Source organism: Bradyrhizobium ottawaense, from assembly GCF_900099825.1.
Lineage (GTDB): Bacteria > Pseudomonadota > Alphaproteobacteria > Rhizobiales > Xanthobacteraceae > Bradyrhizobium > Bradyrhizobium ottawaense_A.
In genome coordinates this window covers 3,063,901-3,082,662 of record NZ_LT629693.1, presented here as the reverse complement: position 1 = coordinate 3,082,662, position 18,762 = coordinate 3,063,901, and the positions used below count along the sequence as shown (strand labels likewise).

Below are 18,762 nucleotides of genomic sequence, written 5' to 3'. Positions count from 1 at the left end.
GATAGACATATTGTCTAGTAAATATCATGATCCCGCCGTTTGAAACGTCAACAAACAGCGTCGGGGAAATCATGGCTCGGGGTAAAATCACTACACTGCGCATTTGCGGAGCGCCTATCGCCGTATTTTTGGTGGCATCGGTCGCGTCTTGTCTTGAGTCCGCCAAAGCTCAGACTGCATTCACGAGGACGGTGGCGTTCGGCGACAGCTTTCCCGATACCGGGAACGCCATCAAACCGCTCATCGACCTGTACAAGTCGGATCCCGTCAAGTTTGCTTATCTGGCCTACTATGTTGGTCTCTATTCGACCGGACGCTTCAGCGGCGGGACCAACTATGTCGATACGGTTTCGACTCTGTTGGGCATCTCGCAAGCAAATCAATTGAACTTTGCCTATGGCGGTGCGAAGACCGACAATACCAATGCACAACCGGGCCAGCCGGGGTTTGCGCAACAATGGGGACTTTTCGCTGGTTCGGGGGGCCTGCGAATTGCCTCCACCGATCTGGTCCTTCTGAATGTTACCGCAAACGACGCGCTGCAATATGCGTCGCCGCCGGGAGGCTTTTTCCCGAGCGGGATCGGCGGAACGATGGCCGGCGCGCCTGCGGCAGCGGGTTATGCCGCCAACCAAACGTTGGTCGGGATCAACGCGTTGGTGGCCGCTGGGGCTCGCAACATCGTATTCACTGCGCTGGATACCGGCACGTTTCCCCTGGCTACGGCTGATCCGGTGCATGCTGCGATCGCCTCGGCATTCAACCGGACCGCCAACTCGATCATACAATCGGGCCTATCCTCCGTCGCGGCCAGCGGCGTTCGTGTCGAGTATTTGGACACGAGCCTTATCCTGAACAAAATCCGATCGAACCCGGCAATATACGGGTTTGCCAGCGCTGGGGCATGTACGATGGCGTGCTACGGCAACAGCGCAGAGCAATCCAAATACCTCTTTTACATAGACAGCACTCACCTCACGTCGCATGGCTTCGCGGTAATCGGCGAGTACATCATCAACCGACTGAACGCGCCAATGACGTTTGGGCCGCAGGCGGAAACCGGCGCGATCGCCGAGATGACATTCGCCCAATCGTTGTTCGGCCGCCTCGACATGTTTGGCGGCACCGTCCAAAGCGGCGGTTTCCAGCAGGCGATGGCGTACTACCCGCCGCACCTCGCCAAGGCTCCGCCTGCGCAGCCACCAGTTGGCTCTCCTCTCTCGGTCTACATTTCGGTCGATGGCAGCGGCGGCGAACAGCAGAGCACCACGACGGCGTCGGGTTACAAATTCACATCCTTCGGCGGTTCGGTCGGCGCGGAATATAAACTGAGCCCCAATGCAATTGTCGGCGCGGCGTTCAACTATTCCAAACCAACGATTGTGCTGGGTGACGGACGAACCAAAACTGATACCGACTCCTATCAATTTGGCTTCTACGGCGGCTGGACCAGTGCCAACTTCTTCGCGCAAGGCATCGGCATCGTCGGCTTCCAGAATTATCACAACATCCGGCCGGGAGTATTCGACCCAATCTCATCGAGCCCGGACGGCAGCACCCTCGCCGTCGGCGGCAAGGTCGGCAAGCTATTCGATTTCTCCGGGGTTCGCGCCGGACCGATCGCCGGACTGATTTATGGGCGCACCCGGGTCGATAACTACACCGAGAGCGGCGACGCCGCGTTGACGCTCAGCGTAGGCAAGCAGACCAAGGAAGCGCTCGTTGTCAGCGCTGGTGCGCAATTCCGCTTTCCCGGCACGTTGCCTGCGTTCGGATTGGGGCCGTTCATCAATTTGACCGCCGAGAGCGACGTTTTGGGAGATAGCCGGCTTATCCAATACGGCGCGACTTCCGCTCCGATCATCGTCAATACTTTGAATATCCACGACGGCAACTCCCACGACGTCTATGGGCGCGCCGCAGGCGGCGTATCAGGCGCGATAAATTCGCGGATGTCGGTTCAGGTGTTCGCAAACAGCACCTTCGGCCGCCGGGGCGGCGACGACCACGGAGGCCAGGCAGCACTCAAAATCGCGTTTTGAAGCGCTTCAGCATGACCAGCATCGGTTCGCGATTCGTCGTTGTCTATCGATGCGTACCTTTCAAGAAATGGAGACAGCCTTTGAGCAAGCCGACATACCCCGATCTGAAGGGAAAGATAGCGTTCGTTACCGGTGGATCTGGTGGCATTGGCGCGGAGACCTGTCGCTGGTTGGCAGAAAATGGCGTCAAGGTTGCCGTCAGCGGACGTAACCAAAATGCGCTGGACCAGATCGTGGTTGAATTGAGGGGGGCAGGCGCCGAAGCGGCCGCGATCCCGGCGGAATGCACGAACGCAGAATCGCTGGAGCGTGCGCGGAGTGATGCAGAAAAACGCTTGGGGCCAATAGACATTCTTGTCGCGTTCGCAGGCGGCGGTACTGCCATGCCCGCGCCAGTCGAAATGACCTCCGAGAGCGATTGGCGGTCTGGTATCGATCACAATCTTACCGCGACGTTTCTGACGCTGAAGACATTCCTTCCCGGCATGAAGGTGAGGCGGTCGGGTTCTATTCTGACGATGGCGTCGACCGCTGGCCGCGCTCCCTCACCAGCTTCCTCGGCTTACGCTGCTGCAAAGGCCGGCGTGATCATGTTGACCCGCCATGTGGCACGGGAGGTTGGCGGCTTCAATATTCGCGCCAACTGCCTCTCGCCTTCCGCTATTCTCACCGAACGCACGGCTTTGCATATGCCTGAAGAGAAAAGATCGCAGATTGCCGCCCTGCACCCGATTTCCAGGCTTGGAACTCCGGCTGACGTTGCGGCCGCCGCACTCTTTCTTGCCTCAGAAAGTGCCTCATGGATCACCGGCGCCACGATCGACGTTGCAGGCGGGAGGTTGATGCACTGATAAATGTTCGATTGGCCGGAGGCGATGGCGCTGACCTCCACACCACAAGAACGGCTAGGGCGCCGCCAGGATTACTCAGGACGTTCCTCGCGGTTGTGCGAAGTCGAAATATCACTCGTGCGGCCGAGCAGATTCACCTCGCGCAATCGAGCGTGGGGCGTCGGGCGCGAACCCATTTTTTTCTCGGCGAAACATGCGGGGACAAAAAGCGAGCTGTTGTGCCAGTTGACACGTGCTTTCCCGGTCGGTTCCGGGCGAAACCGGCGATCAGGCACAGACGTGAAATAGTGCTGATCTTAAAGGGCTTTCACGAGGGAAAGACTGGTGCTGCCAGACAGGATTGAACTGTCGACCTCTCCATTACCAATGGAGTGCTCTACCACTGAGCTACGGCAGCATGCCGGTATCGGGAATCGGCCCTAAAGGCCCCCACAGGCGGGCGGTTCTTGCCACAAGGACCCCTCAGGCGCAAGCACGCGGCGGGGCCTGGAATGGCCCAAAATGGGCAAAAAATGGCGTGAGCCACCCATGGCAGGGGCGATCCGGTTCCCTGTCGGCGCAATCGGCGCGGTTGCGGGCCGTGGGCGCCCGAATCGTGCCGCGGATCGGGCCTTTGCCGGTGCCGGCGATGGTACCGCCGGCCGCAGAAACCCATTATGGTCAGCCGGCAGCGGCGCCGGCCGGTCACATCGGCCGGGCCGCTCCGATCAAACGCGTTTTCGACAGGCCCGCATGAAGGACAACCAAGCCAAACCTGAGGGAAAAGCGAGCGCGGAAGTCAGGGATCCGCGACGGGATCGCCTCAAGGCTGCGCTGCGCGAAAATCTCAAGCGGCGAAAGTCGCAAGCCCGAGGCCGTGACGATCTCGGGACCGCACCTTCCGAACCCGCCGATGCCACCCTAGATGACGCAGGCGGAGAAACGCCGGGCCAGTAGCCGTTGGAGATTTCCTTTGGCTCGCCGGGTGGCTCGCGGCACGTTCTCTGCTTGGTCCATTTTCTTTTTGGGTAGCTAAATGAGTGCAGACACCACGGCCGGTCCGGCGACCGGCACGACTTCTTTTGTATTTCCGCGTCACGAGCAGACGTTTCCGACGCTGACGCCGCACGAAATCGAGCGGATGCGCCGGTTTGGCGAGCCGCGCAGCTTCAAGCACGGCGAGGCGCTGTTCGAGACCGGCAAACCGGGCCCCGGCATGTTCGTGGTGCTGTCAGGCCATGTCGCGATCACCCAGCGCGACGGCCTCGGCCACGTCACGCCGGTGATCGATCAGGGGCCGGGGCAGTTTCTGGCCGAAATCGGCCAACTCTCCGGCCGCGTCGCGCTGGTCGACGGCCATGCCGAGGGCGACGTCGAGACGTTGTTGATTCCGCCGGAGAAGTTGCGCGCGCTGCTGATCGCTGAAGCCGATCTCGGCGAGCGCATCATGCGGGCGCTGGTCCTGCGCCGGGTCAACCTGATCCAGGGCGGCGTCGGCGGCCCGGTGCTGATCGGTTCGGCGTCGCTCGGCGACATGGCGCGGTTGCAGAATTTTCTCGCCCGCAACGGCCAGCCGCATCATCTGATCGATCCCGCCGCCGACAAGGACGCCGCCGACCTCGTCGCGCGCTATGCGGCCTCGCGCGCCGATCTGCCGCTGGTGGTGTGTCCCGACGGCACCGTGCTGCGCAATCCGTCCGAGACCGAGCTTGCGATGGCGATGGGCATGATCGGCAACCATGCGCAGAACAAGCTCTATGACGTCGCCGTCGTCGGCTCTGGCCCGGCCGGCCTGGCCACCGCGGTCTATGCGGCCTCCGAGGGACTGTCGGTCGCCGTGTTAGACGCGCGGGCCTTCGGCGGCCAGGCCGGCGCTAGCGCCAGAATCGAAAACTATCTGGGATTTCCGACCGGCATTTCCGGCCAGGCGCTGGCTGGCCGCGCCTTCAACCAGGCACAAAAATTCGGCGCCGAGATGATGATCCCGGTTGCGGTCACCTCGCTCGATTGTTCGAACCACAGCGGCGCCTTTGCGCTGGCGACCGAATGCGGACAGCAGCTGCGCGCGCGCTCGATCGTGGTCGCGAGCGGTGCGCGCTATCGCCGGCCGGAAATCGAAAATCTCGATGCCTTCGAAGGCCGCGGCGTCTGGTACTGGGCTTCGCCGATCGAGGGGCGGCTGTGCGCGGATCAGGACGTCGTGCTGGTCGGCGGCGGCAATTCCGCAGGCCAGGCCGCGGTGTTCCTGTCGGGTCACGCCCGCAAGGTCTATCTGGTGATCCGCGGCGGCGGGCTCGGGGCCAGCATGTCGCGCTATCTGATCGACCGCATCGAGGCCGCGCCGAACATCGAACTGATGTTCAATAGCGAGGTAGTGGCGGTCGAGGGCAGCGAAGACGGCACGCTTGAGCGGGTGCGCTGGCGCAGCCGCTTTGCGCCGGATGATGTGCACACCCTCGATATCCGCAATCTCTTTCTGTTCGTCGGCGCCGATCCGGCGACCGGCTGGCTCGCGGGCTGCGGCGTGACGCTCGACCGCGGCGGCTTCGTGGTGACGGGCGCGCAGTCGGAACAGAACCACGGACGCCCGGTGCCGCCGCTGGAAACCTCGGTGCCCGGTGTATTCGCGGTCGGCGACGTGCGCTCCGGATCGGTCAAGCGCGTCGGCGGCGCGATCGGCGAGGGCGCGCAGGTGGTGGCGGCCCTGCACGGCTATCTGGCCGATGCCATGAAACCGGCGCTATAGTGCCAGGTACTGTGGCTCCAGCATTGGCTGATCTTCGATAACGAAAGGGAGAAGCGCCTTGGCCGACCTCGTTGTGCTCTACAAGACCCCGACCGATCCCGCCGCCTTCGACAAATATTATGTCGACACCCACATTCCGCTCGCCAAGAAGCTTCCGGGCCTGCGTAAATACACCGTCAGCAAGGGTCCGATTGCGACCCCGGGCGGGCCGTCGCCGCTGTACCTGATCGCAGTCCTGACTTTCGACAGCATGGCGGCGATTGGAGCTGCTTTCGCCAGCCCCGAAGGCAAGGTCACCGCGGCCGACGTGCCGAAATTCGCAACCGGCGGCGTCGAGATGAACTTCTTCGAAACCACCGAGGTGTGACGCGATGACGTCCAAAGGCTGCACGCATATCGCCGGCATCCGGGACGTCACGCCGAGCGCGCTCGGCTGCGAAGAGTGTCTGAAAATCGGAAGCCCGTGGCTGCATTTGCGGATCTGCCGCACCTGCGGCCACGTCGGCTGCTGCGACGATTCCCCCAACAAGCACGCGACCGCGCATTTCCATGCCACCGGCCATCCCGTGATCGAAGGCTACGATCCGCCGGAAGGCTGGGGCTGGTGCTATGTCGACGAAGTGGTGCTCGACCTGTCGAAGCGAAAGACGCCGCACAATGGTCCGATCCCGCGCTACTATTAAGCACTAGTCGTTTGCTGCCGCGATTTGTGACAGCCTTGCAAATATTTGATGCATCTAGCGACTTTCGCTGGTGCGCATGCGCTGACCTGGATGCGTGCATTGCCGGAACCGCGTGGAATGCGTCTGGCAATTCCGTCCCCTGCGTCGTAACCTTCGACAGGTTCTAAAAACGGGGCGCGTCATGATACTCGGTGTGAGCTTGTCTACGTTCGTTCAGATCCACACCATCATCAGCGTGATCGCGATCGTCGCCGGAATTATCGTGATGTTCAGCATGCTCTCCTCGAAGCGGCCGGGCGGCCTCACCGCAATCTTCCTGCTGCTCACCATCCTGACCAGTGCGACCGGGTTTCTGATTCCGCCGCTGCTGTCCGACAAGCTGCTGCCGTCGCACGTCATCGGCGCTCTCTCGCTGGTGCTTCTTCTGATCGCCTGCATCGCGCTTTACGCCACGAAGCTGTCCGGCTCGTGGCGCTGGATCTACGTGGTCACCGCGCTGCTGGCGCTGTACTTCAACGCCTTCGTGCTGGTGATTCAGAGCTTCCTGAAGATTCCGGCGTTGACGGCGATCGCGCCGGGCAACCCGCCGTCGGGACCGGTGTTCGCGGTGGTCCAGGGCATCGTGCTGGTGTTCTTCGTGCTGATGATCATCGGCGCCGTCAGGCGATTCCGGCCGGCGTGATTTTGTCATTCCGGGGCGATGCGCAGCATCGAACCCGGAAGTTCGAGATCGCTCACTTCGTGAGCGCTCCGGAATGACGAGCTAATTGAAAGGAGTCCCCCATGCCTACCATCACCACCAAAGACGGCGTCGAGATCTTCTACAAGGACTGGGGCAAGGGTCAGCCGATCGTGTTCAGCCACGGCTGGCCGCTGTCGGCAGACGACTGGGACACGCAGATGCTGTTCTTCCTGAACAACGGCTTTCGCGTCATCGCCCATGACCGCCGCGGCCACGGCCGCTCGACCCAGACCGGCGACGGCCACGACATGGATCACTACGCCGACGATCTGGCGGCGCTGACCGCGCATCTCGATCTCAAGGGTGCGGTTCACGTCGGGCATTCCACCGGCGGCGGCGAGGTGGTGCATTACATTGCCCGCCACGGCGAGAGCCGCGTCGCGAAGGCTGCCATCATCTCGGCGGTGCCGCCGCTGATGGTGAAGACGGCGGCCAATCCCGGCGGTCTGCCCAAGGACGTGTTTGACGGGCTGCAAGCGGCGCTTGCCGCCAATCGCTCGATCTTCTATCGCGAGCTGCCGTCCGGGCCGTTCTATGGCTACAACCGGCCCGGCGCCAAACCTTCCGAGGCCGTGATCCAGAACTGGTGGCGGCAGGGCATGATGGGCGGCGCGAAGGCGCATTACGACGGCATCGTCGCGTTCTCGCAGACCGACTTCACCGAGGATCTGAAGAAGATCAACGTGCCGGTGCTGGTCATGCATGGCGACGACGACCAGATCGTGCCCTATGCGGACTCAGGCCCGTTGTCGGCAAAACTTCTGAAGAACGGCACGCTGAAGACCTACAAGGGTTTTCCGCACGGCATGCCGACCACGGAAGCCGCGACCATCAACGCCGACCTGCTGGCGTTCATCCGATCATGAAAGTGATCTTGTTCGGCGCCACCGGTATGGTCGGGCAGGGCGTGCTGCGCGAATGCCTGGTCGATGCCGGCGTCGAGCGCGTGCTGGTGGTCGGGCGCAGCCCGACCGGATTGCAGAATGCCAAGCTAACAGAAGTCCTGCACGCCGATTTCACGAATTTTTCCGCGATCGAATCCGAGCTCACCGGATACGACGCCTGCTTCTTCTGTCTCGGCGTTTCCTCTGTCGGCATGGATCCCGAGCGCTACCGGCATCTGACCTATGACCTCACCATGGCGGCGGCAACGACCCTGGTGCGGCTCAACCCGAACATGGTGTTCACCTACGTCACCGGCCGCAGCACCGATTCTACAGAGCAAGGCCCGGTGCGCTGGGCGCGCGTCAAGGGCAAGACCGAAAACGATCTGCTCAAGCTGCCGTTCAAGGCGGCCTACATGTTCCGCCCCGCCGGCATCCAGCCGCTGCACGGCGTGCGGTCGAAAACGGGATGGGTCAACGCGATCTATGTCGTGGCCGCGCCGCTGTTGTCGTATCTGGCGCGCACGCGGCCGCAGTTCATGACCACGAGCGAAAAGCTCGGCCGCGCCATGATCAGCGTGGCGCGCAACGGCTATCCGAAGCCGATCCTGGAGAGCGAGGACATCAACGGGTTTTAGATGGCCGCGCCCCCATCAAATAGCCGCAAATATTCCGGCTTTTGCCATGGCCTCGCAGCTTCCTTGGTTTGTGCATAGCAAAAGGTTTTGGGTCATGGACCGCATTCGTATTGTCGGCGGCAGCAAGCTCAACGGCACCATTGCGATTTCGGGCGCGAAGAATGCGGCGCTGCCGCTGATGATCGCAGGCCTGTTGACGGAAGAGACGCTGGTTCTCGACAACGTGCCGCGGCTTGCCGACGTCGCCCAGTTGCAGCGCATTCTCGGCAATCACGGCGTCGACATCATGTCGGCCGGCAAGCGGCCCGGCGACCGCGAATATCAGGGCCAGACCCTGCATATTTCCGCGGCCAATATCATCGACACCACGGCGCCGTACGACCTGGTGTCGCGGATGCGCGCCAGTTTCTGGGTGATCGCGCCGCTACTGGCGCGGATGCACGAGGCGAAAGTGTCGCTGCCGGGCGGCTGCGCCATCGGCACGCGGCCCGTCGATCTCCTGATCATGGCGCTGGAAAAACTCGGCGCCGAGCTCGTCATCGACGGCGGCTATGTGGTCGCGAAAGCCCCCGGCGGCTTGCGCGGGGCGGCGATCGATTTCCCGAAGGTGACGGTCAGCGGCACCCACGTTGCGCTGATGGCGGCGACGCTCGCCAAGGGAACGACCGTCATCACCAACGCCGCCTGCGAGCCTGAGATTGCCGACGTCGCCGATTGCCTCAACAAGATGGGCGCACGGATCGAAGGCGCCGGCACGCCGCGGATCACGATCGAGGGCGTCGCAAAATTGCACGGCGCGCGGCACACCGTGCTGCCGGATCGGATCGAGGCCGGCACCTATGCGATGGCGGTCGCCATGACCGGCGGCGAGGTGCAACTCGCCGGCGCGCGACCCGAGCTGTTGCAGTCGGCGCTCGACGTGCTGACCGAGGCCGGCGCGGTGATCTCGGTCAATCCTGAAGGCATTCGTGTCAGCCGCAACGGCGCCGGCATCCGGCCCGTAAAAGTGTCAACCGCGCCGTTTCCGGGCTTTCCCACCGACCTGCAGGCGCAACTGATGGCGCTGATGGCCTGCGCCGGCGGCGCCTCGGAGATCACCGAGACGATCTTCGAGAATCGCTTCATGCATGTGCAGGAACTGGCGCGGTTCGGCGCCAGGATCGCGCTCGACGGCGAGACCGCGACCATCGACGGCACCGCAAAACTGCGCGGCGCGCCTGTGATGGCGACCGATCTGCGCGCCTCGGTGTCGCTGGTGATCGCCGGCCTTGCCGCCGAGGGCGAAACCATGGTCAACCGGGTCTATCACCTCGACCGCGGTTTTGAGCGGCTGGAGGAAAAACTGTCGGCCTGCGGCGCGTCGATCCAGCGCATCAGCGACTGACGCGAGAATTTGCGCGCGTATCCCGCAAAAGCATGTCCTCGGACTTGATCCGGGATGGGGACCGGTTTTGCGAACAGGATACGCGCAAATTTAAGGGTGGGGGTGCGATGCAGGCGCCGGAACAGCTCAGATTGGTTGCGCTCGACGCCGACGATCTCTCGGTGATCTCGGCCCATGTGCAGGACGCCCGCGTGCAGGCCTCCGACATCGTCTGGCGGCAGGACGAGAAACGCCTGGTGGTCGGCATGTCCAGGCTCGACTGGGAGCAGACCCTGTCGGGGGGAACCGCCCCGCGCCGGCTGATCGCCGCCCTTCGTTTCGACCGGGTGCTGGCCTGCAAGTCGCGCAACATCGACCTGGAGGCGCCGGACGCGGTGCTGGAACTGGTCGGGATCGAATTCCACCCCACTGAGCCCCCCGGCGGCAGCGCGCTTTTGCTGTTCAACCATGGCGGGGTGCTGCGGCTGGACATCGAATGCCTGGAATGCGAGCTGACCGACCTCGGCGACGACGACCTCGGCACCAGCGACGTGGACGCGGAATCGTCCGGGTTGGGGGCGTGAACCTGCTGCCGCAGGGTGGGCAAAGGCGCTCTTCGCGCCGTGCCCACCGTTCCGACCGCCCGTGAGGACCGCTTATGGTGGGCTCGCTTCGCTTAGCCCACCCTACGCGCTTCGCTTGGCCGGGACGACGTGAAGGGTTGACGACCCCCATTCGCCGCGCCATTGAGCATGGACCCAAAGTCCCGTCAGAAAGCCGCCATGCCCGTTCGCCTCGACAGAAACAGCGCCGATTTTGACGCGCGGTTTGCGTCCTTTCTCGCCGCCAAGCGTGAAGTCTCCGCCGATGTCGAGCGGGCGACCCGCGCCATCGTCGACGACGTGGCGGCCCGCGGCGACGCCGCGTTGATCGAGGCGACGCGCAAGTTTGACCGGCTCGAGATCGCGGCCTCCGGCCTGCGCGTGACCGCGGCCGAGATTGACGCCGCGGTGAAGGCCTGTGACGCCAAAACCCTCGACGCGCTGAAATTCGCAGCAGCCCGGATCGAAGTGTTCCACCGCCGCCAGTTGCCGAAGGACGAGCGCTTCACTGATGCGCTCGGGGTCGAACTCGGCTGGCGCTGGAGCGCAATCGATGCGGTCGGCCTCTACGTGCCCGGCGGTACCGCCGCCTATCCGTCCTCGGTGCTGATGAACGCGGTGCCTGCCAATGTCGCCGGCGTGCCCCGCGTCGTGATGGTGGTGCCGTCGCCCGACGGCAAGCTCAATCCGCTGGTACTGGCTGCCGCTCACCTCGGCGGCGTCTCCGAGATCTACCGCGTCGGCGGCGCCCAGGCCGTCGCCGCGCTGGCCTATGGCACCGCGACGATTGCGCCGGTCGCAAAAATCGTCGGTCCCGGCAATGCCTATGTCGCTGCCGCCAAGCGGCAGGTGTTCGGCAAGGTCGGCATCGACATGATCGCCGGTCCCTCCGAAGTGCTCGTGATCGCTGATGAGACCGGCAATGCCGGCTGGATCGCGGCTGATCTGCTGGCGCAGGCCGAGCATGACACCAGCGCGCAGTCGATCCTGATCACCGACAGCGCGGCCCTCGCCGCCGATGTCGAGCGCGCGGTGGAATCGCAGCTCGCTACGCTGCCCCGCGCCGAGATCGCGCGGGCGTCGTGGAACGATTTCGGCGCCATCATTCTGGTGAAAATGCTCGACCAGGCGGTCGAGCTCGCCAACGCCATCGCCGCCGAGCATCTGGAAATCATGACCGCGGACGCGGAAGCGCTGTCGGCAAAAGTCCGCAACGCCGGCGCGATCTTCCTCGGGCCCCATACGCCGGAGGCGATCGGCGATTATGTCGGCGGCTCGAATCACGTGCTGCCGACGGCGCGTTCGGCCCGGTTCTCGTCGGGGCTCGGCGTGCTAGACTTCATGAAGCGCACCTCGATTCTCAAATGCGGGCCCGACCAGCTGCGCGCGCTGGGGCCCACCGCGATGACCTTGGGGAAGGCGGAAGGTCTCGACGCCCATTCACGCTCCGTCGGATTGCGTCTCAATTTGTCATGACCAAACCGCCACCAGACGAGGACGCCCAGAACCGTATCGTCGCGGTGACGCTCGACGAGGAATCGATCGGTCGTTCCGGCCCCGATATCGAGCATGAGCGCGCGATCGCGATCTACGACCTGATCGAGCAGAATCTGTTCGCGCCGGAGGGGGCGACCGACGGGCCGTTCACCTTGCATCTGGCCATCACCGGCAACCGGCTGGCGTTCGACATCCGCCGCGAGGACGGCACGCCGGTAGTGGCGCATCTGTTGTCGCTGACGCCGTTCCGGCGGATCGTGAAGGACTACTTCATGATCTGCGACAGCTACTACCAGGCGATCCGCACCGCCACGCCCGACAAGATCGAGGCGATCGACATGGGCCGCCGCGGCATCCATGACGAAGGCTCGCGCACGCTGCAGGAACGGCTGAAGGGCAAGGTGCGGATCGATTTCGAAACCTCGCGGCGGCTGTTCACGCTGATCTGCGTTCTGCACTGGAAGGGGCAAGACGCATGACCCCGAAAAGTGTGAAACGGTTTTCGGATCAGGTCATGCGTCAGAAAAAGAGCATGACCCCGAAAGCTGCCGAACGGTTTTCTAGGTAGCATGGTGGCGCCGCCGAGCGCGCGCACGCCGCAAGCCGTATTGTTCGCATGCGGCTTCAACAGCGTGCGTTCGCCGATGGCCGAGAGCCTGCTGCGGCAGATGTTTCCCCACGCGCTCTATGTCAAATCCGCCGGCGTGCGGAGGGGCGAGCTCGATCCGTTCGCGGTCGCCGTGATGGCGGAACTCGGCCAGGATATTTCCGGCCACAAGCCGATGACCTTCGCGGAGCTCGAGGACTGGGAGGGGCTCAATTTCGACCTCATCATCACGCTCTCGCCCGAAGCCCATCACAAGGCGCTGGAGCTGACGCACACGCTGGCGGCCGATGTCGAATACTGGCCGACGCCGGACCCGACCACGATGGAAGGCAGCCGCGAGCAGAAACTCGGGGCCTATCGCGAGGTCTGCGACGGGCTGATGATGCGGATCCGGCGGCGGTTTTCCAGGACCGGCGCCGCGAACGAGTAGCCGCCTCTCACCGTCGTCCCTGCCTAGTGCGCAATTGCGCACGGGGCGCAGGGACCCATAACCACAGGCCGCTGTCATGGAAATGAAAGCCTGCAACGGCTATCTATCGTAACAACGCTGTCACGGCGTATGGGTCCCGGCCTGCGCCGGGACGACGAAAGATTTGTAGTTCATTCAAAGGCTTGTTCCCCGGTTGTGGAATGCAGCCCCTTCCGATAGGTTCCGCGCGCGTTCGCCCCCGAATCCCTTCTCGCCTGACGAATCCCGCATGCTTGGCCGTCCCAAACTCGTTCTCGCTTCCGGTTCGCCGCGACGGCTGAGCCTGCTCAACCAGGCCGGCATCGAGCCCGACGCGCTGCGTCCCGCCGACGTCGATGAGACCCCGAAGCGGGGCGAACTGCCGCGCGCCTGTGCCAACCGTTTGGCGCGCGCCAAGGCGGACGCCGCGCTGAAATCCATCCAGCTTGATGACGAACTGCGCGGCTCCTTCATTCTCGCGGCCGATACCGTGGTCGCGGTCGGCCGCCGCATCCTGCCGAAGGCCAATCTGGTCGACGAGGCCTCGCAGTGCCTGCGGCTGCTGTCGGGGCGCAACCACCGCGTCTACACCGCGGTGTGCCTGGTGACGCCGAAGGAGGCGTTTCGCCAGCGCCTCATTGAGACCCGCGTGCGCTTCAAGCGGCTCAGCGAGGACGACATCCAGGCCTATATCGGCTCCGGCGAATGGCGCGGCAAAGCCGGCGGCTACGCCGTGCAGGGCATCGCCGGATCGTTCGTGGTCAAGATGGTCGGCTCCTACAGCAACATCGTCGGTCTGCCGCTCTACGAATCGATCACGCTGCTCGGCGGCGAGGGTTTTCCGATCCGCTTCGGCTGGTTGAATGCCAGCTGATGCGGCGGGGTGAGGTTGTAGTTTTCTAGACGCCGACTAGCTCTTCTCTTACCTCTCCCGCTTGCGGGGGAGGTCGGATCGCATCGCAGATGAGATCCGGGTGGGGGAAACTCTCTCCACACGGGCAGTGCGACTCGCGGCGGCACCCCCACCCCAACCCTCCCCCGCAAGCGGGAGAGGGAGCTTGGCGGCCACCGCTTATCCCCCACTTCGTGTAAACTGGCGCCGCCATGCAGAATGAAGATCCCAAAACCGGCAGCAAACTGAAACCGTGCCCGGAATGCGGCAAGCCCGCGAGCGGCGCTACCCTGCCGTTTTGTTCCCCGCGCTGCCGCGACGTCGACCTCAACCGCTGGCTCTCCGGCTCCTACGTCATCCCCGGCAAGGAGACCGACCCGGAAGACGCCGAATAAGCGTGTTTCGCCAGTAATTTGGGAGAAGGGCCGCACCCGGCGTAGCCTAGTTCCGAAGGCGGGCTTGCCCCGGCGTAGCCAAAGGCGAAGCCGGGTGGACAGCGCCCTCTCACCCCACTATAAACCGCCCGCTCGGCACGCCTTCAGGCGCCCTGAGTATGCCCAGGTAGCTCAGTTGGTAGAGCATGCGACTGAAAATCGCAGTGTCGGTGGTTCGATCCCGCCCCTGGGCACCACGCTTCGCCTGCGGCTACGCATGGCGCAGCCGGGCTTCAGAAAGCGAAGCGTGCCCGGCATAGCCCGCAGGGCGACGACGGGCTGATCATTCCGCCACACACTCAATTAATTCATTAATTCGGTTCGTTTCTGAAACAGCGCGACTCATCAATTGAGTGCCCTGTCACCGTAATCCACGCGTAATCCACCCTCGTCAGGGTGCGCGGAACGTCGCTTGTTCGCGGATCAGATCGATGAGCGCGCGCAACTTGGCGGGGACATGGCGCCGTCCCGAATAATAGAGACAGAGACCGGCAAAAGGTGGCGTCCAGTCATCGAGCACCTGAATGAGCCGTCCGGAGGCCAGATGCTCGGCGACCGCCGCCTCCGCGAGATAGGCAAGCCCTGCGCCAGCCAATGCCGCCTGCAGCATCAGCCCGCTCTCGTCGAGGATCAGTGCGCCCGGCACGTCAACTGACAAGGTTTCGCCGTGGCGCTCGAACTCCCAATGATAGATACGTCCGCTGGCCATGCGCGCTCGAATGCATCGGTGCTGACGCAAATCGAACGGCGTCGATGGCCTCGACCTTCCGGCGAAATAGGCTTGTGATCCGACGACGACCATCCGGGTGGCGGGTGCAACGGGGATGGCGATCATGTCCGGTGGCACCGCCTCGGCCAGGCGAAAGCCGGCGTCGAAGCCCTGACCGATGACATCCACCAGCGCTCCTTCCGTGACGACATCCAACGCCATCGCCGGGTAGCGGCGCAGGTATTGGAGCAGCAGCGGCTCCAGCAGCATGCGCGCAGCGCCAAGCGCCATGTTGAGCCTGAGCGTGCCGCTGGGCTGTGCCTCAAGCGCGCCGGCATGCTCGATCGCGCCGCCGATCGCCGCGAGCGCCGGCGTGATCTCGGCCAGGAATTGCTCGCCTGCGGCGGTGAGGACGACGCTTCGGGTCGTGCGGTTGAAGAGGCGCACTCCCATCCGTTCCTCAAGCGTCGCCACCGCCTGGCTCAACGCGGAGGAAGACATGCCCAATTCGCGCGCCGCAGCCCGAAACCCGCCACGACGGGCAACGGCGGCAGCGGCTTCCAATTCGATGAGGCTTGTCCGGCTCATTGCGCGGTTTAGCTTATCAGCCTGTGCGCGATTGACAAGATTGTCGGTACAAAACTCCGGCTGCATATCGACGGCAGTCCATCAAGCCGGGAGAGTATTCATGCGCAACATCGACAAGCTCTACATCAATGGCGCCTTCGTCACGCCGCACGGCGATGCGCGCGCCGATCTGTTCAATCCGGCCACCGAGGAGAAGATCGGCGAGGTGCGCCTTGGCGACGAGACCGATGCGAGGAGCGCCATCGCCGCTGCGCGCCGCGCCTTTCCGGCGATGGCCCGGACAACGCCCGCGGAGCGCGCAGCGATGCTGCGGCAGCTGCGCGACACCGTCACCGTCCATGCCGATGCGATGTTCGCGGCGATGACCGAGGAATATGGCGCCCCGCACTATTTTACGTCCTTTTCCGTGGCCCATGCCGCCTCGATCTTCGACGACATGGCGAAGACGGTCGAGAGCTACGCATTCCGGCGCCGGATCGGCCAGGCCGCGGTGACGATGGAGCCGTTGGGCGTGGCTGCGGCGATCACGCCGTGGAACAGCAATATGGGCTTCATCGCCTCCAAGCTCGCAACGGCGATCGCGGCGGGCTCGACCATCGTCATCAAGCCCTCGGAAATGAGCGCGATCCAAACTCAGGTGTTTACCGAAGCGCTGCACGAGGCCGGTCTTCCGGCGGGCGTGTTCAACATCGTCAACGGCTATGGCGACGTGGTGGGCGCCGAGCTAAGCCGCCATCCTGACGTCGCCAAGATCAGCTTCACCGGCTCGACCGCCACCGGCCGCGCGATCCTCACGGCAGCAGCCGAGACCTTCAAGCGCGTGACGCTCGAACTGGGCGGCAAAGGTCCACAGCTCATTCTCGACGACGCCGACCTCGATCAGGCCATACCGGTGGTCGCCATGACCGGTCTTGCGAACAGCGGCCAGGCCTGCATCGCCGGCACGCGTGTCCTGGTGCCCGAGCGCCGGCTCGGCGAGGTGCTGGAGCGGCTCAAGACCTTTGCCGAGACGCTCAAGGTCGGCAACGCGCTCGATCCTGAAGTGTCTGTCGGACCGATGGTCAGCCGGAAGCAGTGGGATCGCGTCCAGTCCTACATCCGCTTGGGGCTCGACGAAGGCGCGACGCTTCTGACCGGCGGCGAGGGCCTGCCTGAGGGGCTTGAGCGTGGCTGGTTCGTTCGACCCACGATCTTCACGGACGTGAATAACCAGATGCGCATCGCTCGCGAGGAAATCTTCGGTCCGGTGCTGTGCGTAATTCCCTATCGCGACGAGGCCGAGGCGATCGCCATCGCGAACGACACGGTCTACGGCCTCCAGTCCTACGTCCTGTCCGCGGACCAGGCGCGCGCCCGCCGTGTCGCTGCCGAGCTGCAGGCCGGACGTGTCGTCATCAACGGGGCGCCGCATGAGCCCCTTGCTCCGTTCGGCGGGTTCAAGCAGTCGGGCATCGGGCGTGAATATGGCGCCTTCGGCCTCGACGCCTTCCTCGAGCCCAAGGCTGTCCTGGGGCCCGCCGAGTGAGCCACGATGCACCGCTGCTGCCTCAACCGAAGACAATGCCAATCCGCTTTTCCCGACGCCAGATGACCTGAATTACGGTGACAGTGCACTAAATACACAATTAAATGCACTGTCACCGTAGTCCGCGAACACTCCTCGGTGATGACGCCGCTGAGATGGACGATGCCGTCGCGCACGATGACATTGAGGCCGAACGGGCTCCAGTCGTTGTTCTCGATCGCGGCAACGATGCGGCGACGGATGTGATGACGGCGCCTCCGAGGTAGTTCTTGCGAGGTATTACTGGAGGCATTCTTGGGCTGGCACAGTGTTCGGTCCGTAGGCAGAATGCCATGTAGGGGGAGACGGCTCGGCTATGTTTGGCGAGGATCAAGCCGGGGTCAGTTGCTCCGACTAGGCTGTACACACTTGCATGCTGATGGCGGACGAGATGCACCCCAAGGTCCCGACAGGATGGCGCGCGGCGCAGATCATCGGCGCCGCGAGGCTGCAGCCATGACGACGTCACCGTCAGCCGGCGCCCGGTCTCGCATTGGGCGTGGGCCGATGACGCAGGCCGGCCGAGCCAGAGCCTCCGGCCGTCGCAAGGCCGTCGCGGCGGCCGGCCTCGATTGTGCGACTGCCTTTAGCAAGATGGCGCAGGATTGCGTTGCCGGCGTCAAGGCGCATCACGGCAGCGCGTGTGCCGGCGATGCCGAGGCGGTGCATCGGATCCGCGTCGCCATCACCCGGTTGCGCGCCGCGGTGTCGTTCTTCGCGCCGATTGCGGTCGACGCGGAATGGCTCCGCCTGAAGCGGGAAATCGCCTGGCTCAACGTCTCGCTCGGCGCCGCGCGCGACAGCGATGTGATGGTGGCGTATGCACGCCGCAGGCGCTATCAGGCCTGGGCCGGCCGCGCGATCGGCGCGGATCTCGATCGGCGACGGACGCAGGATCACCGGCGGCTGGTGAGCTGCCTGCGCTCGGCCCGCGCCCGGCGCCTGATCGAGGCGCTGGCGGTCTGGACCCGACAGGGGCCATGGCTGGCGCGCTGGGAAGCGGTCGCCCGCCGCGGCGACGCTGAGCCGCTGCAAGCCTATTGCGGGCGCGAACTCAATCGCTGGCGCGAGCGGTTGATTCGCCAGGGGCGGCATCTTTCGAGCTTGGGCGCCGCGCGCCGTCACCGCCTTCGGATCAGGGCCAAGCGCTTCCGCTACATGCTGGAAGCATTGACGGATATCGTTGCGATGCGCCGCCGCGCCGAGGTTCGTCCCATGCACGATGCGGCAAAACGGCTGCAGCGCACGTTGGGCGATCTGCGCGACCTCAGGCGTTTTGCTGGGCTGTCGCCATCGGCAGACAAGCGGGACAAGCGCCGCCCGCCGGGCTATCGCCGCCAACGGGAAAAGCTCGGAAACGCCGCGGCCCAGGCCTGGCGCGACCTGAAGCAGGCGGGCGCGTGCTGACGCCGCATGTCACCTGCGCCGGCCACCGGCGACGTGCCGCAGCCTCGACTTCGAGTTCGGTGCCGATCCGGTCGTGCACGACATCT

General features: G+C 64.1%; 19 protein-coding genes, 2 tRNA genes and 1 pseudogene. 19 read left to right on the top strand and 3 right to left on the bottom strand.

The window, feature by feature from the left end; all coding sequences use genetic code 11:
- Nucleotides 1–26: 26 nt before the first annotated feature.
- The 3 genes from BLR13_RS14435 to BLR13_RS42245 are packed head-to-tail and all read left to right on the top strand — an operon-like array spanning nt 27 to nt 3,237.
- Nucleotides 27–2,042 carry an autotransporter domain-containing protein gene (locus tag BLR13_RS14435; RefSeq protein ID WP_244525178.1) on the top strand — a complete coding sequence of 672 codons (2,016 nt, stop codon included), beginning with the start codon at nt 27–29 and terminating at the stop codon, nt 2,040–2,042.
- A gap of 11 nt (nt 2,043–2,053) precedes the next feature.
- Nucleotides 2,054–2,893: an SDR family NAD(P)-dependent oxidoreductase gene (locus BLR13_RS14430; protein ID WP_079587891.1), complete on the top strand. Its 840-nt coding sequence runs from the start codon at nt 2,054–2,056 to the stop codon at nt 2,891–2,893.
- Entirely contained in the window at nt 2,842–3,237 is a 396-nt protein-coding gene (locus BLR13_RS42245; RefSeq protein WP_083387702.1) for a helix-turn-helix domain-containing protein, read from the top strand. The genes BLR13_RS14430 and BLR13_RS42245 overlap by 52 nt, the downstream gene beginning before the upstream one ends.
- Here BLR13_RS42245 and BLR13_RS14420 read toward each other — a convergent pair.
- A tRNA-Thr gene (locus tag BLR13_RS14420) sits at nt 3,216–3,290 on the bottom strand. The two genes, BLR13_RS42245 and BLR13_RS14420, sit on opposite strands and share 22 nt — an antisense overlap.
- A gap of 618 nt (nt 3,291–3,908) precedes the next feature.
- Here BLR13_RS14420 and BLR13_RS14410 point away from each other — a divergent pair.
- The 14 genes from BLR13_RS14410 (at nt 3,909) to BLR13_RS14345 (ending at nt 14,605) form a co-directional block, all read left to right on the top strand.
- Nucleotides 3,909–5,618: an FAD-dependent oxidoreductase gene (locus BLR13_RS14410; RefSeq protein ID WP_074822866.1), complete on the top strand. Its 1,710-nt coding sequence runs from the start codon at nt 3,909–3,911 to the stop codon at nt 5,616–5,618.
- A 58-nt stretch (nt 5,619–5,676) separates the two neighbouring features.
- Nucleotides 5,677–5,985, top strand: a complete 309-nt coding sequence (locus tag BLR13_RS14405; RefSeq protein ID WP_074822869.1) for an EthD family reductase — start codon at nt 5,677–5,679, stop codon at nt 5,983–5,985.
- Between the two features lie 4 nt (nt 5,986–5,989).
- Nucleotides 5,990–6,301, top strand: a complete 312-nt coding sequence (locus tag BLR13_RS14400; protein WP_074822871.1) for a UBP-type zinc finger domain-containing protein — start codon at nt 5,990–5,992, stop codon at nt 6,299–6,301.
- A gap of 181 nt (nt 6,302–6,482) precedes the next feature.
- The gene (locus BLR13_RS14395) at nt 6,483–6,983 is read left to right on the top strand and encodes a hypothetical protein (protein ID WP_074822874.1); all 501 of its coding nucleotides are present in this window, start codon (nt 6,483–6,485) and stop codon (nt 6,981–6,983) included.
- A 101-nt stretch (nt 6,984–7,084) separates the two neighbouring features.
- The gene (locus BLR13_RS14390) at nt 7,085–7,909 is read left to right on the top strand and encodes an alpha/beta fold hydrolase (RefSeq protein WP_074822877.1); all 825 of its coding nucleotides are present in this window, start codon (nt 7,085–7,087) and stop codon (nt 7,907–7,909) included.
- Nucleotides 7,906–8,565, top strand: coding sequence for an NAD(P)H-binding protein (locus tag BLR13_RS14385; protein ID WP_074822880.1), 660 nt, complete (start codon nt 7,906–7,908; stop codon nt 8,563–8,565). Before BLR13_RS14390 ends, BLR13_RS14385 begins: the two co-directional genes overlap by 4 nt.
- A gap of 94 nt (nt 8,566–8,659) precedes the next feature.
- On the top strand, nt 8,660–9,949 hold the full coding sequence (gene murA / locus BLR13_RS14380; RefSeq protein WP_074831523.1) for a UDP-N-acetylglucosamine 1-carboxyvinyltransferase: 1,290 nt from the start codon (nt 8,660–8,662) through the stop codon (nt 9,947–9,949).
- Nucleotides 9,950–10,056: 107 nt separating this feature from the next.
- Nucleotides 10,057–10,512, top strand: a complete 456-nt coding sequence (locus BLR13_RS14375) for a DUF2948 family protein (protein ID WP_074822882.1) — start codon at nt 10,057–10,059, stop codon at nt 10,510–10,512.
- A gap of 198 nt (nt 10,513–10,710) precedes the next feature.
- The gene (hisD, locus tag BLR13_RS14370; RefSeq protein WP_074822884.1) at nt 10,711–12,006 is read left to right on the top strand and encodes a histidinol dehydrogenase; all 1,296 of its coding nucleotides are present in this window, start codon (nt 10,711–10,713) and stop codon (nt 12,004–12,006) included.
- Nucleotides 12,003–12,506 carry a UPF0262 family protein gene (locus BLR13_RS14365; RefSeq protein ID WP_074822886.1) on the top strand — a complete coding sequence of 168 codons (504 nt, stop codon included), beginning with the start codon at nt 12,003–12,005 and terminating at the stop codon, nt 12,504–12,506. The genes hisD and BLR13_RS14365 overlap by 4 nt, the downstream gene beginning before the upstream one ends.
- Nucleotides 12,507–12,596: 90 nt before the next feature.
- The gene (locus BLR13_RS14360; RefSeq protein ID WP_074822889.1) at nt 12,597–13,064 is read left to right on the top strand and encodes a low molecular weight phosphatase family protein; all 468 of its coding nucleotides are present in this window, start codon (nt 12,597–12,599) and stop codon (nt 13,062–13,064) included.
- 268 nt (nt 13,065–13,332) lie between these two features.
- On the top strand, nt 13,333–13,956 hold the full coding sequence (locus tag BLR13_RS14355) for a Maf-like protein (RefSeq protein ID WP_074822892.1): 624 nt from the start codon (nt 13,333–13,335) through the stop codon (nt 13,954–13,956).
- Nucleotides 13,957–14,186: 230 nt separating this feature from the next.
- Nucleotides 14,187–14,369, top strand: a complete 183-nt coding sequence (gene yacG, locus BLR13_RS14350; RefSeq protein WP_074822895.1) for a DNA gyrase inhibitor YacG — start codon at nt 14,187–14,189, stop codon at nt 14,367–14,369.
- 160 nt (nt 14,370–14,529) lie between these two features.
- Nucleotides 14,530–14,605 (top strand) — tRNA-Phe (locus BLR13_RS14345).
- Between the two features lie 194 nt (nt 14,606–14,799).
- Here BLR13_RS14345 and BLR13_RS14340 read toward each other — a convergent pair.
- On the bottom strand, nt 14,800–15,705 hold the full coding sequence (locus tag BLR13_RS14340) for a LysR family transcriptional regulator (RefSeq protein WP_074822897.1): 906 nt from the start codon (nt 15,703–15,705) through the stop codon (nt 14,800–14,802).
- A gap of 100 nt (nt 15,706–15,805) precedes the next feature.
- Here BLR13_RS14340 and BLR13_RS14335 point away from each other — a divergent pair, with 100 nt between their 5' ends.
- Complete coding sequence (locus BLR13_RS14335; protein WP_074822900.1) at nt 15,806–17,230, top strand: aldehyde dehydrogenase family protein; 1,425 nt, start codon at nt 15,806–15,808, stop codon at nt 17,228–17,230.
- Nucleotides 17,231–17,337: 107 nt separating this feature from the next.
- Here BLR13_RS14335 and BLR13_RS42590 read toward each other — a convergent pair.
- A pseudogene (locus BLR13_RS42590) lies at nt 17,338–17,475 on the bottom strand (BON domain-containing protein); the annotation flags it as partial.
- A 301-nt stretch (nt 17,476–17,776) separates the two neighbouring features.
- On the opposite strand from BLR13_RS42590, the gene BLR13_RS14330 reads away from it, so the two are divergent.
- Nucleotides 17,777–18,676: a CHAD domain-containing protein gene (locus BLR13_RS14330; protein WP_074822903.1), complete on the top strand. Its 900-nt coding sequence runs from the start codon at nt 17,777–17,779 to the stop codon at nt 18,674–18,676.
- The last annotated feature ends 86 nt before the right edge of the window (nt 18,677–18,762 follow it).

Coding starts and splice junctions, on each gene's coding strand:
- BLR13_RS14435 (WP_244525178.1), top strand. CDS start 27: ATGATCCCGCCGTTTGAAACGTCAACAAACAGCGTCGGGGAAATCATG.
- BLR13_RS14430 (WP_079587891.1), top strand. CDS start 2,054: ATGACCAGCATCGGTTCGCGATTCGTCGTTGTCTATCGATGCGTACCT.
- BLR13_RS42245 (WP_083387702.1), top strand. CDS start 2,842: ATGGATCACCGGCGCCACGATCGACGTTGCAGGCGGGAGGTTGATGCA.
- BLR13_RS14410 (WP_074822866.1), top strand. CDS start 3,909: ATGAGTGCAGACACCACGGCCGGTCCGGCGACCGGCACGACTTCTTTT.
- BLR13_RS14400 (WP_074822871.1), top strand. CDS start 5,990: ATGACGTCCAAAGGCTGCACGCATATCGCCGGCATCCGGGACGTCACG.
- BLR13_RS14395 (WP_074822874.1), top strand. CDS start 6,483: ATGATACTCGGTGTGAGCTTGTCTACGTTCGTTCAGATCCACACCATC.
- BLR13_RS14390 (WP_074822877.1), top strand. CDS start 7,085: ATGCCTACCATCACCACCAAAGACGGCGTCGAGATCTTCTACAAGGAC.
- BLR13_RS14385 (WP_074822880.1), top strand. CDS start 7,906: ATGAAAGTGATCTTGTTCGGCGCCACCGGTATGGTCGGGCAGGGCGTG.
- murA (WP_074831523.1), top strand. CDS start 8,660: ATGGACCGCATTCGTATTGTCGGCGGCAGCAAGCTCAACGGCACCATT.
- BLR13_RS14375 (WP_074822882.1), top strand. CDS start 10,057: ATGCAGGCGCCGGAACAGCTCAGATTGGTTGCGCTCGACGCCGACGAT.
- hisD (WP_074822884.1), top strand. CDS start 10,711: ATGCCCGTTCGCCTCGACAGAAACAGCGCCGATTTTGACGCGCGGTTT.
- BLR13_RS14365 (WP_074822886.1), top strand. CDS start 12,003: ATGACCAAACCGCCACCAGACGAGGACGCCCAGAACCGTATCGTCGCG.
- BLR13_RS14360 (WP_074822889.1), top strand. CDS start 12,597: ATGGTGGCGCCGCCGAGCGCGCGCACGCCGCAAGCCGTATTGTTCGCA.
- BLR13_RS14355 (WP_074822892.1), top strand. CDS start 13,333: ATGCTTGGCCGTCCCAAACTCGTTCTCGCTTCCGGTTCGCCGCGACGG.
- yacG (WP_074822895.1), top strand. CDS start 14,187: ATGCAGAATGAAGATCCCAAAACCGGCAGCAAACTGAAACCGTGCCCG.
- BLR13_RS14340 (WP_074822897.1), bottom strand. CDS start 15,705: ATGAGCCGGACAAGCCTCATCGAATTGGAAGCCGCTGCCGCCGTTGCC.
- BLR13_RS14335 (WP_074822900.1), top strand. CDS start 15,806: ATGCGCAACATCGACAAGCTCTACATCAATGGCGCCTTCGTCACGCCG.
- BLR13_RS14330 (WP_074822903.1), top strand. CDS start 17,777: ATGACGCAGGCCGGCCGAGCCAGAGCCTCCGGCCGTCGCAAGGCCGTC.